The following is a 16,862-nucleotide window of genomic DNA, read 5'->3' as shown; positions in this document are numbered from 1 at the left end:
TGCCGTAGTCCACAGATTAAGCCCGGACATTACCGGGCTTTACCCAAACTCGGCAGCCCGTCCTGACGGCCAGCGGTGCCGGGCCCCTCAGTTCAAGGAGATACACATGAAACGTTCTGTACTGTTAGGTCTGTTCGTTACTGCTTCGCTGATGGCGTCCACCTCGTTTGCCGCCGAAAAAGATCTCTGTGCGACCAACCTGCAAACCATCGAAAATGCCAAGGCACAGATTCCTCCGGAGATGACTGAGCAGGTGGCGGCCTCCGTCAAGAAAGCCAAAGCCGATCACGCATTGGGCACCAAGAAAGGGACTGAAGATTGCATCGCTGAGACTAACCAGACCATGCAGGAACTTCAGAAGTTAAGTGACGGTGGCAAACAATAGTCCCCGCAAAGGCCAACCTTCGGGTTGGCCTTCTGGGCCTTGTTGGCGTACACCGCGCAGGCTTGTTGCTCATCAGGATTCACAGAAACCTAAACCCGCCAAGTGCGGGTTTTGTTGCACCTGGGGTTTGGTAATGCATGACCCGCCCACGTCGCTATAGAAAATGCGACACCCTGCCCAAATCCGCGGAAGTCGCAACGCCGCAGAACCTGTAGGAGCGAGGCTTGCCCGCGAAGAACGCTAACGCGTAATACCTGAGAAACCGCGGTGCACTCTTCGCGGGCAAGTCGGATCTCGGCACCGCTCGCTCCTACACGATTTTCGTCGCTCCGCAATTTCAGCCTCTTTTTACTGCCATTGCTTCTATCAAGCAGCTTTTTCATAGCCCTATTTGCAAAAACCGAATTCCTGCGCAATGCCGCAGTCCTTTAAGTACGCCCCATCAATTGTGGCTTGCTTTCCGACCTCGGCCGAGCCGCCCACCCATACGGCAGCACCGAGACCATCAGTTCAAGGAGATACCCATGAAACGTACCGCACTCGCTGGTCTGTTCATCTCTGCTGCAATGTTGGCCTCTCCCGTATTTGCGGCGGACAACGACCTTTGTACGAGCAAGCTGCAGGAACTCAAAAACAAAGTGAGCTCACTGCCGGCGTCCTCCGGCAACGCCACAATGGAGATCAAAAGACTGATGTCCAGCGCCGAAGCTTCCAAAGCCTCCGGGGACGACAAAAAATGCGTCACCGAGGCCACCCAGGCAATGTCACTCGCTGACCAACAGCGCAACCAACCCACCCCATAATTTCTGGCGGCCAACCTTCGGGTTGGCCTTCTCCCGCGTGTTGGCGTACACTGCACAGGCTTGCTGCTCACCATGATTCACAGAGCAACAGGCACGGGGCCGTTTAGGATTCGACGCCGGTCGCGAAACTTTAGGTGCATGCCGAGTTGGTAACAGAACTCGTAAATCCACTGTTGCAACTACTTATAGTTGCCAATGACGAAACCTACGGCCAGGAATTCTCTCTCGCTGCGTAAGCAGCTTTAGATCCTGAGCTTCTGGTACCTTCGGGTCCAGCAATCACCAGGGGATGTCTGTAAACCCAAAGTGATTGTCATATAGAACAGAATCGCCGTGCAGTACGTTGTGGACGAAGCGGCTAAAACTTACACAACTCGCCCAAAGCACCCTGCCCTTCGGGTCGCTGAGGGTTAACTTAATAGAAACGGCTACGCATGTAGTACCGACAGCGGAGTACTGGCGGACGGGGGTTCAAATCCCCCCGGCTCCACCAAATACGAAGCATGACAAAACCCGCCAAGTGCGGGTTTTGTTGCATCTGGGGGTTGGGGATTTGTGGTGCGCGCATGACCCTGCGAAATTATTAACGCCATTCACACCTCACGGACAGCGCAAAACCTGTGGGAGCGAGGCTTGCCCGCGAAGAGGCCAGTCCTGCTACGAAAAATCGACTGACCATAACCTGCTCCGAGACTCCACAGGCTCATCACAAACGTACTTATATCGCTGAACTCCTGCTGTAGATCCCTCCAACAGCCGAGCCTTGAATATGCCGTCTTGTCCCACATCAAATCCTCCGTTTCCGGAAGGCTCAATCACTACCGCCTTCCCGTCCGTCCTAAGATTCAGGGCTGAGGGTCTCTATCAGGTCTTGGGCAATACCAGCCTAGCAACCCATCGGGGCATTGAGGTCAGAGTAGGTGAAGATGATTTGGTCGTTCCCTACCGGATCCATCACGAAGGAGACGAGCTGGCCTTTGAGCGCTTAACTGGACTTCAGAGCATCATGTACTCGTGTCTTCTTACAAGGCATCACGACGGCCATACCCGCCAGCGTCAACTGGAACGCATACTCTCAGTGCCAGAGCCGTGGATTGTCCCGTTTGTGATTCAGCTTACTGGCGAGTATGTAATCGAGATCCTTAAGACCTGTGAGACCCACCTGCCCGCGCTGGATTCCGAGCTGTACGGCACCTTCATTCGGGCCAACCCCAGATACTTTCAAATGACACAAGATCGCATGATCAGTTATTGGGATCGCTACTACCGGGGCCAATACAAGTACCGCTCCGACTACGTCGGATTCCGTCTATTCGATCGGTTCCGTGAGTTTGCAAAACAGAGCCTTTAAGATTCCTACAAACGCATATTTCCAGTTGGAATTCGTATGACTCCAGAATGGATCGGTCGCGGCAAAACCGTCGCACAGTTGATACAAGAGCTTCGTTCTTTCGAGGATCAGAGTCTGGAGGTTCGCATTTCCATTGATGGGGGCGAATCCTCACAGCCCATTTCTCTTGTTACGAAGCAAGGTAAATATGCCGTGCTAGAGAATCACCAGGTCGTGCCCACAATCGTTCGCCACGATGACTAACGATTGAGCCTTTCAAAGAACCCCAAAGGAAGCAGCGCGATGCCCCCTGCATCCCCACAAGCTCTATCCGAATACAAGCCAGTAAAAACTGGCACATTTCGTAGGGCTCAAACGACCCCGCCCCACCAAATACGAAGCAAAACAAAACCCGCCAAGTGCGGGTTTTGTTGCATCTGGGGGCTGGTTAAACACGACCAGGCCTATTCTGGCGATCTACCCGCGAGGAAGCAGCCATGAAATTCAAAGTACTGACTGCCGCGTTGACCCTTTCCCTGACGTCCGGTTGTGCGCACTACAACGACCGAACCACTGACACCAACAAGAATGGGCGGATTGCCTGTGATGCCGAACCCAAGAATCAGGCTGGTGCTATACGAAGCAGTCTAAGGACTGGAATTGGGGTGGGTTGAAGTTTGGGGTTGGGTCTTCGAACTAGATTCTGGCCTTGTAGGAAACCGCCTGGATTGAAGGCGTTTTCTTAAACAACAAGTCTCGCCGTGATCCTACAGACGCTGTGATTTTCGGGGAGGTTTCCGACAGGTCACGGCGGTTGTCGGGTAGGAAGGTGAGTGGATAGTCTTTGTCGGTCGCTGCACATCAGCGACCGGGCCTGGAAACCCGAGGGAATAGAGCTAATCAGTAGTCCACATGACATACTGCGGCGTTTTTTCGGCCTGCAGTTCAATGTTATGGCGGCTGTGTGCGGGAGACCTTCGGGTCTGCCAAGGGTTAGCTCCTACCTCGGTTTCCAGCCCTCGCACAGCTGCCACCCACTCGCCTGGAAATGAAAGTGGCAGCTCCAATTATTTAGGAGCTTTTACCATGATCAAAGAAACACCAAACCCGCCCGCCCCGGACGACGTTTCCCCCTACGAATCCATCGATTCAAAAAAACTCAACGAAGCCGCTGACCGCGCGCTCGATCACTACCTCAACCCCTCCGCCCTGAAATCACCCGTGGCCCGCAAGCCGAGTACGATGTTTTTCGTTGCGCCGGATTTGAAGGACGAAGACCTGTTGGCCCATACCTGTGAATCCCTGGCCCAGGCCAGTGTGATGGCGAGTGATTTTGCCGGGTATCTGGAAGGCCCACATCGACATAGAGCGATGGCCATTCAGCAGGTGGTAATGCTGGCGGAACTGGCGGTGAATCGGATGTTGGATAACGTTGAAGTGCCGAAATCTGCGCCACGCAGTTGATTCATTGTAGGAGTGAGCCTGCTCGCGATGACGGAGTGTCAGTCGACATCCATGTTGAATGAACAATCGCTATCGCGAGCAGGCTCACTCCTACAAAAGCAGTCAGGTGTATGGTTGAGAGTTAAAGCACTTTCAACTCCACCGACACATGCCCGCGCGTCATCCGCGAATACGGGCAGATCTGATGCGCAGCCTCCGCCAGTTCCCGCTTCACACCCTCCTCCAGCCCGGGAATGTTGACGTTCAACCTGACCGCCAGCTGAAAGTCCCCGCCACCGACCTTGCCCAGATCCACCTCGGCATCCACCGACGTATCTTCCGGCAGTTTGATTTTCATCTTGCCCGCCACCACCTGTATCGCGCCGATGAAACAGGCGGAATAACCCAGTGCAAACAGTTGCTCCGGATTGGTGCCGGGTTTACCCGAGCCCGGCGAGCTGAATTTGACATCGAGCTCCCCATCGCTGGATTTGCCAGTGCCTGTGCGGCCGCCGACGGTGTGGGTTTTTGCGGTGTATAGAACGGTTTCCAGTGCAGTGCTCATGATCGTGACTCCAGATGGGAAGCAACAGATGATGGGGCCGGGAGTTCAAGCCTAGCAGCGCAACCCAGACTGACAAGTGACGTCAGTCGGACGAAAAAAAGGCACTGAGCGATAACCGCCAGTGCCTTTTTTCAGGTCTGAAACAACGATCAGCGCGACAACATAAACGTGTCGTACTCCAGATCTTCCAGCGCCGTCGAAAGCCTGTGTAAACCCAGCAACACACAGATCAGCAGCGACAGCGTAAACCCGTACCCGAAGAAGCTTGGCCCCAGGTACATGCTGAACAGCGTCAGCGTGGCGTTCAACACCGCAAACAGCACGCAAAGCTCCAGCACCACCGTGCGCTTGTCGAGGTAGAAGAACACGTTGAGCAACGCCATGAACACCACCTGAATGCTCACACCGATCAGGTCGATGTAGAACAGCGGCAGGTAATAGCTGGAGATGCCCAGCCATTCCAGCAGGCGCGGTGCGAACAGGAACAACAGCACCGCCGTCAGCCCCTGTACCTTGCAGATTTCCAGCAAACCCTGGCGGATCGACAAGGTCATTTCGGTTTTCAGTTGCCCGATGTGTTGCAGGGTTTCGCCTTCGCGGATCGCCCGGAACAGGCGGTCGTACCACTCGGCAAAGTCGGTCTCGATGCGCACCAGAAACACCGCCATGCCGGGGATGATCGCCAGGTAGGCGAGGAAGATCGGCAAGTCGTAAAGGATCGAGGCGCGCAGCGGGCCGACGATTTCGTTGGAGGTGCCGGGGTTGAACCAGAACAGGAACTTGTCGATCCAGATGCCCAGGTTGTAGAAGAAACCGGTGGCCAGCAGGCTGAGGAAAACGTTGCGCCGGTCGAGGAAATCGAAGGCGATCAGTTTCTCGGCGCGGTACTCGCGCAGGATGTCGTAGAGGAATAGAAACAGCAGCGTGCTGTGCCCGATCAACAGTGCCAGCAGCAAGCCCGGCATCTGCAAAAAGCTCAGCACGTAGGCACTCGCGACCATCAGCGTGTAACCCACCAGCATCACCAGCAGAATGCGGTTATAGGCCTTCATCCCCGAGAGGAAGATGATCACCAGCCACAAGTTGCACAACACCACGAAGTTCGCCAATACCAGTACGCGGTAAATCAGCGGCTCATCGAACAACAAGCCCAGCACGACGATCCCCAATAACCCGGCGCCGAGGGTGACCAGCAACAACACGCCCAACAGGTTGGGCAGGATCTGATCGTACTTGTGCTCGAACAAGCGGTCGGACACGAAGCGGGTGAAGAACAACTGCAAGCCGCCCGTCAGGATCAACGAGGTGGCCATCAGGTACGTCACCGTCACCAGGAACTGCCCGACCAGCATGTTCGGCAGCAACAAGCCGATGCTGATGATGCCCACCAGCATCACGCTGATGATCGACAACACCCACGGCCCGGAACTGATCAGCCCCGCGTAGACGTAGGCGTGCAAGGTCGCCGTGTAGGAATCGCGCGAAAGGATTTTTCGCAGTTCAAAGCCAATACCGGCCATTTAGCTGTTCTCCATGGCGGCTTGATACAGGTCGCGGTAACGCTGCAGCATCAAGGCTTCGGTGTAATAACGGGTGACCCGCAACAAGCCGCTGGCCTGGGCGGCCTGCCAGCGTCGCGGGCTGCGCAACAATTCAAGGATCGCGTTGCAGGTGGCTTGTGGATCGGCAATCGCCACCACTTTGCCGGCGTGCCCGAGGTCACGGTCTTCGGCGCTGCCGCCTTCGATCAACTCGCGACACGAACCCACGTCGCTGCTGACCACCGGCGTACCGGCGGCCCAGGCTTCGAGGATCACCAGCGGCTGCGCTTCACTGATCGAGGTCAGCACCATCAGGCCGAGTTTCGGCAGGATGTCCTGAATGCGCTGGAAGCCGAGGAAATGCACCTTGCCTTCCAGGCCCAGACTGGCCATCAGGCTGCGGCATTCGCTGACGTATTCCGGGTCTTCCTCTTCGGGGCCGACGATCCAGCCTTCGGCTTGCGGCATGGCGCTGATCACACCGCGCATGGCCCGCAGAAATGTTTTCACGTCCTTGATCGGCACCACACGGCCGATCAAGCCGACCACGGGCGCAATGCCGTGAGCGCGGGATTCCAGCGCCGCGGTCCACACCGGCAGGTCGATGCCGTTGGGAATGACTTGGGTGCGAGCCGCGAGGGCGCCGTCCTTGATCTGCCGCTGACGGTTGCCGTCGTAGAGCGCGATGATGTTGTCGGCGCTGTTGTAAGTCAGTTGGCCGATGCGCTCGAAGAAACGTACCCACAACGTGCGGATATAACCCGAGCCGGCATCGAGGCTGCGGTTCAGCGCCTGGCCGGAGCTCTCGGCGATCCAGCTGGCCTGGGCCAGGTCGATCTTGCGTTCCTTGGTGTAGATCCCGTGCTCACTGAGCAGGTAAGTGCAGTTCCAGCGTTGCTTGAGGATGCAGCCGAGGAAGCCCGCATACCCGGTGGAAATCGAATGCAGCACCCGCGCTTTCGGCATGCGTTGTGCGGCTTCGGCGAGCATCAGCAACGGTGACTGCATCGCGCGCAGGGTCCAGAAATAATTGACGAAGGACGGGTCGGCGCAATGCTGACGATAGCCTTCGCTCAATGACTCCCAACTGGCGCGGCTGCGCAGCACATCGTCGAGGGTCATGCGGCCTTGGGCGATGCAGTCGAGCAAGCGTTCGCCCAGCGCCGGATCCGGCGCATCCGGGTGATGCAGGAAGCGATACAAATCTTGCAGCTGCTGTTCGTCGGCCTCGCGGGGCACCAGCAGCTTGTCGGCCGGATGGGTCGCATCCTCGAGGAATACTTCTTCGATGTGCAGCACGTTCGCCGGCACTTCGTAGCGCCGGGCCGGATAGGCGTGACGCTGGCCGCCGATGAACATCACCGAAAAAGTCAGTTCCGGCAGGCCGAGGATCATCTGGTGAATCCAGCTGGAAACGCCGCCGCGCACGTAAGGCCAGGTGCCTTCGAGCAGCAGACAGATGTCGGCAACCGGTGCCTGTTCCTTGTGACTCATGTCCAGCTCCTGACCAATGCGGCGAACGGCGGCCGCTGACGGGTTTCCTCGGGAAGGCGTGCGAGCAGTGCGGGAATTTCGTGGTACCGACCGGCCTCGAACGCCAGCTCGGCACGAAACGGCAGCACTTGTGCCGCGCCCATGCCGTTTTCCTGAGCCTGACTGAGCAGCACCTCGGCACGCTCGACGTCACCACGCTCCAGCGCGATGCGCCCGGCCAGCAGCACCAGCTCACCGCCCTCGCCCGCGGCCAGACCAAGCTCGGCATGTTCGCTGGCTTGATTAAGCACGTGGTCGAGCACGCTGCCTTGCGCCAGGCCCAGATACGCCAGCTCCCAATACCAGCGCGCCAGCCTGCCGTGCAGCGCACCCGCCGCTTTGGCATTGGCGTCGACCAGTTCGCCGAGCGCGATCTGGATGTGTAGGTTGATGTCGCTTTCCTGCTTGTCGAGCATCGAATACGCCAGCAGGCGCACATCGTCACTCGGGTCACCGAGGGCCAGTTTGAGGATCGGCACTGCTTCTTTACCAGGCATGCGCCGCGTGGCCAACAGGGCGGCCAGACGCTGATCCGGGTCCGGCGCATGACGCAACACATCCTGCAAACCGCCATCGGCGAAGATCGGCGAATGCAGTTGCAACTGCGCCCGAAACGGCAGTTTCGGGATGCCCACCGCTTGCCACGCTTGCTTGTCGCGTTTGCGCGGCAGGTACAGCGCCGGGAAGATCGCCGCCACCACGCCGACCGCACCGAGCACCGGCACGAAGAACGCCAGGCTGAAGATAAACAGCGGGCTCCACGGCAGCGGCGAACGGTAGCGCGCCGGCAGCAACAGCCACACGGCCGCGCACAACATCACGCATGCCAGGCCATGGCTGAGGATGAACACCAGCAATTGTTGTAACTCGGGCGCCGCGAGCCACAAACTGGCCCAACTGCCCGCCTCTAACAACAAGGCTCCGCTAAACAGCCACTTGCTGATCATTCAGGCCACACTCGTTGAACAGGAAATTACGCAGCCCGTTGCGTTCACAGCCAGGCTCCAGGTTGAACGGCAACACGCGCACGCCGAGGCTGTCGAGGCTGCTTTCAATGCCAAAGTGTTCGTGCAGCATCAGGTTCATCCGCGCCAGATAACCTTCGGTGCCTTGCGGACTGGTCAACGGCAACAGCACCAGCAACAATTGATGATCGCGGTTGTTACGCAGCGGCAATTGCAGATCGAGGCCACGCTGGCTGCGTTCGAACAGTCGCGACAGCTCATCGTTGGGACGGGTGATTTCGAAGGCGAAAAGGCCGGCGGCCAGTTTGTGTTGCTCGACGTCCACCAGCGAACGCTTGAGTTGCAGCGTGAACTGCTGCGCATCGGCATCGGCCAATTGCAGCACTTGCGGATCGCGGCGCAGCAGGTCGGCGATGTGCCCGGCGAGCAACGACAACAGGCTCAGCGTGCGATCCTGGAAAGCGAAGAACGGCATCTGCCGCACCGCCAGAATCGCCAGCAAACGCCCCTCGGCATCGATCAGCGGAATGCAGGCCTGCAACGACGAGAACTGCGCCGAGCTGCCGGCATCAATCAATTCCTGACGCACGCTGACCAGTTCGCCGCGCTCCAGGCACAGCTTGACCAGACCGTCTTCGGTACCCAAAGGCCCCATGACGCCGATGGTCGCCAGGGCTTCGGGCAACACGTTCTCTTCGCGCTCATCGACGCGATACAACCCGGCCACGCGCAACGTGCCGTACTGTCCAAGCATGGTCACGATCGGATCGGCCAGCGCGGCCAGTGCATCGCCTTCGTCCGGCATCACCCGCAGTTTTTCGCGCAAGCCCAGCAACGAACTGCGCAAGCTCTGATCGCTGCCCGCCACGCGCTGCTCCAGCAGGTCGTGGGAGACCCGCAAAATCTGGTGCGCGCGGGTGAATTCGTCGAGTCGATACTGGCGGTAATCGTTCGCCATCTGCAGACGCTGCAAGCGCCGCTCCCACAGATCGCGAACCTCGCCCACCAGCATGCCGCTGACCAGCACGCCGACGATGAAGGACGGATCGAGCTGGGCGTAGGCTTCATGCCCGATATAGCGCAGCGCAAACAGTGCCGCCACCAACAGGCTGGCGCTGAGCAGGCCACGCACAAAACCATAACGCACACCCAGCAGCAACGGCGCCAGCACCGGCCAGGGAAAACCGGCGTGCATTTGCAACGGGTCTTGCGGGGTCAGCCACAAGCCCAGGCCAATGGCCGCGCCGGTGACCAACAGCGTTTCCAGCCAAGACACCGGACCGCTGGCACGCGGCGCGAGGCTGTAATCCATGTGAGGAGAATTCATTGCATTCACTCGAACCGAAGGGCGCCAACAAGTTTGTCGAGCACCGTTTGCGCGGTGCCGGCGAGGCTTTCACGGGACCAGCCCGCGCGCGCGCCGCTTTTGCTCCAGAGCACACGACCGCTGCTGGCTTCAAGCACGCGCAGGCTGATGCCCACCGCCGGCTCGCCGTCCAGACCGTTCTTGTACTGCCACTCTTCAACGCTGCCGGCGACCACGTAATCAAGCTTCTGATCCCGTGCCCAATCGAGCGCGCCGGCCAAGCGTTCGTTGTCGTCCATCAGCGCTTGTTCGCCCTGAGTGCTGACCGGGTAAACCCGTGGTTGCAGACCATGGCTGCTGAGTACGCTGAGCAGGATCTGCTCGGCGCGTTCACCGGCCTGTGGGGTTTGCGAATAGTTGATCATCGGCACGGTGCCCCACTTCGCGTTACGCGGAAGGTTCGGGCTGGTGTCGCCAGTGAAGCTGGCGCAACCGGCGACGAACAGGACTGCCAGAGCCAGGCTCAGATTACGAATTGCTTGCATCAGTTTTTCTCCTGTAAACATTTCATGATCAGCGTCCGAATCGCACGCCGTAGCTCACACCCAGTGTTCCGCCCGCCTGACCGTCCCCGCCTTGTGGCGCGGATTGGTAGCCGACGGTGAGGGCCAATTCGTCACCGCCCAGCACTTCGACGCCGATCCCGGTGTTGATGCCGTAGTTGAAGGTTTGATCCAGCCATTGCCAGCCCGCCGTCACGTCCACCAGCCAGGTGTATTGCGGGCGAGTGCGCACCAGCGCGCCCGGCAAACCTCGGCGCCAAGAGCTGCCGACATACAGTTGGCCATAACGGCTTTGCAGCAGATCGTCGGCCGTCACGATTGCGGGATCGTCCGAGTCATCAACGCTTTTCACCGGGCCGCCGTTGGCGCTGGACAGGTAGTCCAGGGTGCGGTCCTTGACGTTGTTGTGCTGATAATCGACACCGCTGCGCACGGTCCAGTTCGGCCCGGCGAATTCCAGCGTGTGGTTGTATTCCATCTTCAGCGCCTGGCCGTTGCCCAGGGAATCGCCCGCTCGGGTGGAGAACGATTTCTGTGCGACTTCCCAGCTGATCTGATCCCGCGCCGAGAGCCCGTGACGACCGCCGACCCACACGCTGTCGTGCTGGCCGAAAGCGCGCATCAGGCCGCTGTCTTCGCTTTTGCGGTGCCAGTCCAGACCGGTCTCGATCTGGTCACTGGCGCTCAACTGCCAGGTCCGGGACACGCCCAGGCCGGTGCGGTCATCGTCATCGCGCTGACTGGTGTCGGCGAACAATTTGTAGCCGCCGTCCTCCACCGAACGTTGCAGGGTCAGCGCGGCGTTGCGCTCATCACCCATGCGCGATTCGATCAGTTGATCGCTGTTGTAAGTGCCGTTTTCCAGCTCAAGATTGGCGTACCACTGAGCACCAAGGTTGTGCGCGATTTGCAGACGCGGGGCGTTGAATTCCAGGCCACCGAAATCCTGCTGATGCCAGGACAGCTGCGCGCCCTGAGGCGTCAGTTCCTGGAGCTCCACCGCCTGACGGCGCAGTTGTTCGCGCACGGCGGCCGGCTGATCGTCACCCAGTGCCGATTGGCTGAGGTCGAGGGCTTCGTCGAACCGGCCGAGACGACTCAGGGCCTGAGCGCGTTGCGCCGGGTTCAGGTCGCTACTGGCCAACAGCGTTTCGACTTGCGCCTTGTTACGGCTGAGCAAGGCTTGCTGAATGTCTTCGTAACGCTGGACCTTCAATCCCTGGCTCCGCGCCCAATCAAGCCATTGGTCTTTCTGCGATTCCTGGTTCGTTGCGTCGAGACGCGCCAGCAACCGTTCGAACCACAATTGCAGCATTGCCGGCGAGCCGTCCTTCCACTTCGCCACTTCCTGCTGGGCCTTGGCCGGCGAATAACTGCTGGCCATCAAGCGCAACCAGATCGCATAACGCTGGGACGATGGCTGAATGTTCTCGCCTTCGGGGCTGCGCAGCAGCTTCAAGCGCAAGCGTTGCGCCGCGTCCTGATAACCGGCGCTTTCGAGGGCATCGGCGTAGGCCGCGCGCACCAGCCAATCCTGTGGGCTGGTCTTGAGATACATGCGGTACCAGGCCAACGCTTCGGCATCGCGACCGAGCATCTGACTGGCGCTGGCGAACGGCAGCCAGAGGATTCGGTCCTGCCGCGCCTGGGGTTTCCACTCGGTCAGCAAAGGCTTGAGCGCGGCGGTGTTGCCTTGATCGACGTACAGCCACATCAAGCGCTCGCGGAACAGGTTGTCATCCGGGAAACGCGACAAGCCCAAGAGGTACAAGCGCTGCGCTTCGTCGATATTGCCCTGCTGCACCGCCAAGGCACCGCGTATCGCCAGCACTTGGGCTTGCTCGTTGGCGTCCGGGTATTGCTCGGCGTCTTTGAGCAGTGCGACCACTTGCGGCCAGTCCTGCAATTCCTGGGCTTGCTGCAAGGATTCAACCAGACGCTGCGGATCACGGGTGCGTTTCCAGCTGCCGACCATCATGGTCAATGCGCGCTTCGGATCGCTGCTGCGATACATCGTGATCAGCTGACTCTCGTCGCCATTGTTGAGCGAACCCTTGAGCGCGAGGAGTCGCTCCAGGGAAACCTGCAATTCGTCGTCGAGTTCCAGATCCCACGCCAAGGCAGCACGCAGGCGCCAGTAACCCTCATCGGTGATCTTGCGGTTATCAACCTGCAACACGTCCCACGCCGCCTGATTATCAAACAGCTTCAGGTCGGTATTGGCCCAGTCGATGCGCTCGGTCGTGGTCAGTGCGAAACGTTTTGAGTAACGCTTGTAGACCTCGGTTTTCTGCGCGAACTGCCCAGTGTTTTCGAGGTTTTGCAGCAGGCGCGTCCAGGCCAGGCGATGCGCCGGGTACTTGCGCAAGTAGGCGTGCAACCAGGTTTCGGCTTGGGTCGGCGTGCCGCGGGATTCGTGACCGTAGATCAACGCATCGAGCTCGACGTCAGTCAGCGCACGCTGCTCCATGATCTCGGCGAGCAGGGGAATCGACCGGTCAAAGTCGTACTGCTGACTCGCCAGACGCCAGGCGTGTTCACGGGTTTGCGGATCTTCGTGCAGTTTCAGCAGACGAATCCAATAGCCGAGGGCGGCCTGACTGTCGCCACGCCATTCACCCAGATGCCCCATCTGCTCGAGCAACGCCAGGTCATCCGGGTGTTCAGCCACGAGCTGCTGACCACTGTCCCACGCACCGGCCAGGTCGCCGAGGGCCAGGCGCATGCTGAATTCCTTGCGCAGGATTTGCGGATTGTCAGGCTGCAACACGCGCCACTGATCCAGAAAGCGCTGGGCCAGATCAAAGCGCTTGCTGCCGACGGCAACGTCAACGCCCTGTTCCAGCCACGACGAATCAGTTTGCGGATCCTTTAGCTGATCCAGTTCATCGGCCAGCACACGCGCGGCCTGTTCACCGCGACCGGCGGCCAGCAGACTGTTGAACGCCAGTTGCGCGTATTCACGACGCTCGGAGGCTTGTTGGCTGTCTTGTTTGAGCAGCAGATAAATGTCAGCGGCGCGGCCAGGCTGCTCACCCGCCAGGTACCACTGCGCGGCGGACTTGAGCGCAGCAATGCGCTGAGCCGGATCACGGTCGGCGATTTCTTCGTAGACGCTGGCAGCGAAGGCCGGCGCCTGTAACGTCAATGCTAACTTGGCAAGGTTCTGCAATTGCGGCAGCGGCAGCATGCGGTGATCAAAGCTTTGCAGGCGTTCGATCAAGGCTTTCTGCGCGACCGGATCATCGGCCTTCGCCGCTTCCAGCGCATCCAGTTCCAAGCGGTAATACGCCTGCAACTCGACGACCGGTTTCGGCCAGTTCTCAAGGTGCTGGCGCGCCTTCGGGTAGTCGCCGAGACGGATCAACAGATCGACCAGTTGCAAGCGCAGGTGATCGTCATCCGGGTGCGCCGCCAGCAGCAATTCGGCGTAGTTGGCTGACACCGCATCCGGCTCGCGGCCATCGGGCTGGAACACTTCTTCGCGCTGGAACGTCACCCACAGCAGGCCGCCCACGGCCACGGCCACCACCGCCAATGCCCAGGGATTGAGCAGGCGGCTGCTTTTAGTTGCTGAGGCGTTAGATGCAGTAGAGCTGACCATGACTCACCTGCTTCATTGGTAATTGAAAAGTCCACAGGCCGGCGGATGCCTTGCCTGCGAATTGTTGCCCATCCACTTCCACCCGGCAGCTGCTCGCCGAGCGTACGGAGAAGGTCAGGTCGACCTGCCCGGCAAACGAAAAGCTCACGTGCTTTTCGTCCACATATTTCCAGTCCACCAGCGGCAGATTGGCCTCCTCCAGCGCCGGCCGTTGATCCCGGTCGGAACGCAACACCAGCAACGCCTTGTCGCCGCTCAACGCCACATAACGGCCTTGTGGCAAGTCGCGAACACCGGCGACGCCTTGCGAACGCAGCAGATCCGGCCAGCCCATTTGCGGGTCGAGTCGAAGGGTGCGCAGCGCGTCCATACCGCGAACCTGCCAGTCGCCCTCGGCGGTGCGCGCCAGACTGGCCTGATACAAACCGTGCACGCGATCGAGGTAATCGCTCATCCACAGCGACATCGGTTGCTGGTCCTTCATGTAGCCGTAGATCTCGTTCATCGCCTTGATCGAGGCCTGCTTGGTGCTCGAATAGAAGTGGTAATACAGGTGCAGACCGCGCAGGCGCCGTGGGCTGTCGGTGAGTTCGAAGGTGTCGATCACATCGCGGAAACCGTAATACGGCCCCTTCCACAGATTGGTGTAGAGGTTCTCGTTGATGATCGGCGCGTAGTACTGCAAGCCGCCTTCGGTGGGGCGCAGTAACGGGTTGAGGCCGGTCAGCGACGGGTTGGCCTTGGTCAGCATGGTCTCGGCGCCGTTGACGTTTTTCAGACCCGCGTCGTAGGCCAGCTTCAGCGTGGCGGCCGAGGGCAAGGCATCGCCCGGCCAGAAGATCAACTTCACCGGTTTTTCCGGGGTAGTGAGCTGCTGGTTGATGTAGTCGCGCGAGCCAAAAATCTCACGGCGAAAATCAATTTTGTCGTAGCCCGGGATGGCCATTTTCAAGCCGTATTCCGGGTTGAAATTCTCACGTTTCTGCGCCACTTCCGGCTGCATGAAAAACGGATGGCTGAAGGTGTGGCTGGCGACTTCGACTTTCGGGTTGGCAAACAACTCGCGGGCGATGGGCTCCAGTTCGCGCGCCAGAAACGGGAACATGCCGCGCGGTGAAATCTCGCCTTCGACGATCGACACCGAGGTCAGAAACGGGTTGGGCCGAATGAAATCATCGAGCACCTGCTTGCCGGCATACGGCGTGCCGCGCACTTCGGCGCGCGACGGAAAACCATCTCCGTCGATGTGCACGGTGGCGATGCGGCGGCCGTTTTCGGTGGTGGTGTCCGGACGCGGCTGCACCGGCAGGCGCAGGCTGGCCTGGAGGAAGGCGAAGGGATCGAGAATCCAGCGGCTGCGTTCGTTGTTCGTTTCGAGAACGTAAGGCGCAAGGGCTACACCGCCCCACTCGGCCGTCGCCACCGGGGCGAATGTCTGGCCGTCCGCAGTGGTCAGCAGCAACGCGGCTTTCGGACCTTTGGGCAGCAGGGAAATCGCGGTCAGGTCACGGGATCGGGGCTGCACCGGGGCTTCGAAGGCGCCGATCAGTGCCTTGTCTTGATAGCTGATGGTCAACGCTTGAGTGCCGATCGGCGCCGAGCGATTCAGGCCCAGTCGCTTGAGCAACAGCGGGTCTTGAATCGGCAAGCCGGAAAAGAACACCACCGGGACGTGTTCGTCCAGACGCTTGCCGATCCAGCTATTGAAAGCCGATGCATCCTGCGGTGGGCCACTGGTCATCCAGGTAATGATCCCGGCGTACAAACCGCTGAATCGGTGTTCCGGCAAGGTGCTGTCAACGGGCAGGTAATCCACCCGATAGCCGAGGTATTCGAGCAAACCGCCGAGCAAGGTGTGCCCGGCGTTGCGCACCAGGTCACCTTCGCGCGGATCGTAAAGCAGCGCGATTCGGCGCGGCTGGATTTCGATGCTGCTGATGCCCATCGAGTCCAGTTCAGGCGTACCGATGTAGGGAATGAAGCCCTCATCGCGCAGACGTTTGGCCAGTTTGCGCGCCTCGTCGCGACGCTCCGGTGGCAGGTAGTCGATGGCTACCAGCGGAATGCCTTTGGCGCGCAACGGTTGGATCTGGGTTTCCAGCCATTCGCGGTCGGCTTCAGGCACTGGGCGATAGCGCTTGGCGGAAGCGTCCCAGCCGGCGTGAATGGATTCGATCGCCACGGCGGCGGCCACGCCATCGAGGTCGGGCAACACTTCGAAGCCACGGTTGAAAAACAGCTTCAGGTTCGGCTGGCGCTGGTGTAATTCCCGCAGGAAACCGGCGAGGGCCACACGCTGTGTTTCTCGCGACGACTCTGGCAGCAACTGGAAGCTGTCGAGGGTGTCGAGAAACAAACCGGCGTAGCCTTCGGCCTGCAACGCCTTGGCTCGGCCGAACAAATGTTCACGCCAGGCGGGCGCTGCGAGGTCCATGACCTGACTGTCCCACGCGCCATTGCGCACCGGGCTGACCGCCCCCGTGAGGGATGCCTTGTCGAGTTCGGCCTTGCCACCATGGAACTCGCCCACCGACAGATAGGCGAACGGCTGGCTGCCCAATTTGCGCAGGGTTTTGACGTCGCCCACGGTCATGTGCCCAGGCTCGACCACAGACCAGTCGAACTGAGCCAACTCGGAAATGGGCGGTTGATCGGCGTACCAGAAAACCACGCTGGCGGGTTGCGGCAATGCTGCGGCCTGAACGGCGGGCCCGCTCACGAACAACGCTAAAGCGGCGAGCAGCCGTTTAGCGGCCGCGCGGACACGCGTCCTGCGAAAAACGATTTCCATAACTCACTCTTGAATTGACTGAACCGATACTGC

12 protein-coding genes and 1 other RNA gene are annotated in these 16,862 nt (G+C 59.7%); 5 read left to right on the top strand and 8 right to left on the bottom strand.

The features are described from left to right. Window positions 1–106 precede the first annotated feature (106 nt). From ACA070_RS03735 to ACA070_RS03715, 5 genes are all read left to right on the top strand, one after another. Window positions 107–385, top strand: coding sequence for a PA2433 domain-containing protein (locus tag ACA070_RS03735; RefSeq protein WP_497450091.1), 279 nt, complete (start codon window positions 107–109; stop codon window positions 383–385). A gap of 524 nt (window positions 386–909) precedes the next feature. Further along, window positions 910–1,188, top strand: a complete 279-nt coding sequence (locus ACA070_RS03730) for a PA2433 domain-containing protein (RefSeq protein ID WP_497450090.1) — start codon at window positions 910–912, stop codon at window positions 1,186–1,188. A 95-nt stretch (window positions 1,189–1,283) separates the two neighbouring features. Continuing rightward, window positions 1,284–1,681: a transfer-messenger RNA gene (gene ssrA / locus ACA070_RS03725) on the top strand. Between the two features lie 378 nt (window positions 1,682–2,059). Continuing rightward, window positions 2,060–2,539 (top strand): hypothetical protein, encoded by a 480-nt coding sequence (locus tag ACA070_RS03720; RefSeq protein WP_497450089.1) that lies wholly within the window; start codon window positions 2,060–2,062, stop codon window positions 2,537–2,539. Window positions 2,540–3,604: 1,065 nt separating this feature from the next. Continuing rightward, window positions 3,605–3,982: a DUF6124 family protein gene (locus ACA070_RS03715; protein ID WP_497450088.1), complete on the top strand. Its 378-nt coding sequence runs from the start codon at window positions 3,605–3,607 to the stop codon at window positions 3,980–3,982. A 121-nt stretch (window positions 3,983–4,103) separates the two neighbouring features. On the opposite strand, the gene ACA070_RS03710 is transcribed toward ACA070_RS03715, so the two are convergent. The 8 genes from ACA070_RS03710 to ACA070_RS03675 form a co-directional block, all read right to left on the bottom strand. After that, window positions 4,104–4,526 (bottom strand): organic hydroperoxide resistance protein, encoded by a 423-nt coding sequence (locus tag ACA070_RS03710; RefSeq protein WP_497450087.1) that lies wholly within the window; start codon window positions 4,524–4,526, stop codon window positions 4,104–4,106. A 149-nt stretch (window positions 4,527–4,675) separates the two neighbouring features. After that, a complete protein-coding gene (gene pelG / locus ACA070_RS03705; protein ID WP_497450086.1) occupies window positions 4,676–6,046 on the bottom strand; it encodes an exopolysaccharide Pel transporter PelG in 1,371 nt (456 codons plus the stop codon). Beyond that, window positions 6,047–7,561, bottom strand: a complete 1,515-nt coding sequence (gene pelF, locus ACA070_RS03700) for a GT4 family glycosyltransferase PelF (RefSeq protein WP_497450085.1) — start codon at window positions 7,559–7,561, stop codon at window positions 6,047–6,049. After that, a complete protein-coding gene (locus tag ACA070_RS03695) occupies window positions 7,558–8,547 on the bottom strand; it encodes a tetratricopeptide repeat protein (protein ID WP_497450084.1) in 990 nt (329 codons plus the stop codon). Before ACA070_RS03695 ends, pelF begins: the two co-directional genes overlap by 4 nt. Beyond that, complete coding sequence (locus ACA070_RS03690) at window positions 8,525–9,892, bottom strand: PelD GGDEF domain-containing protein (protein WP_497450083.1); 1,368 nt, start codon at window positions 9,890–9,892, stop codon at window positions 8,525–8,527. Before ACA070_RS03690 ends, ACA070_RS03695 begins: the two co-directional genes overlap by 23 nt. A gap of 5 nt (window positions 9,893–9,897) precedes the next feature. Then, a complete protein-coding gene (locus ACA070_RS03685; protein ID WP_222589693.1) occupies window positions 9,898–10,416 on the bottom strand; it encodes a penicillin-binding protein activator LpoB in 519 nt (172 codons plus the stop codon). 28 nt (window positions 10,417–10,444) lie between these two features. Then, window positions 10,445–14,038 (bottom strand): tetratricopeptide repeat protein, encoded by a 3,594-nt coding sequence (locus ACA070_RS03680; RefSeq protein ID WP_497450082.1) that lies wholly within the window; start codon window positions 14,036–14,038, stop codon window positions 10,445–10,447. Beyond that, window positions 14,016–16,829 carry a bifunctional glycoside hydrolase/polysaccharide deacetylase family protein gene (locus tag ACA070_RS03675; RefSeq protein WP_497450081.1) on the bottom strand — a complete coding sequence of 938 codons (2,814 nt, stop codon included), beginning with the start codon at window positions 16,827–16,829 and terminating at the stop codon, window positions 14,016–14,018. Before ACA070_RS03675 ends, ACA070_RS03680 begins: the two co-directional genes overlap by 23 nt. Window positions 16,830–16,862 lie beyond the last annotated feature (33 nt).

This window comes from Pseudomonas sp. LBUM1678 (genome assembly GCF_059695575.1).
The sequence above is the reverse complement of the archived record's forward strand: the minus strand, read 5'-3'. Positions and strand labels throughout refer to the sequence as shown.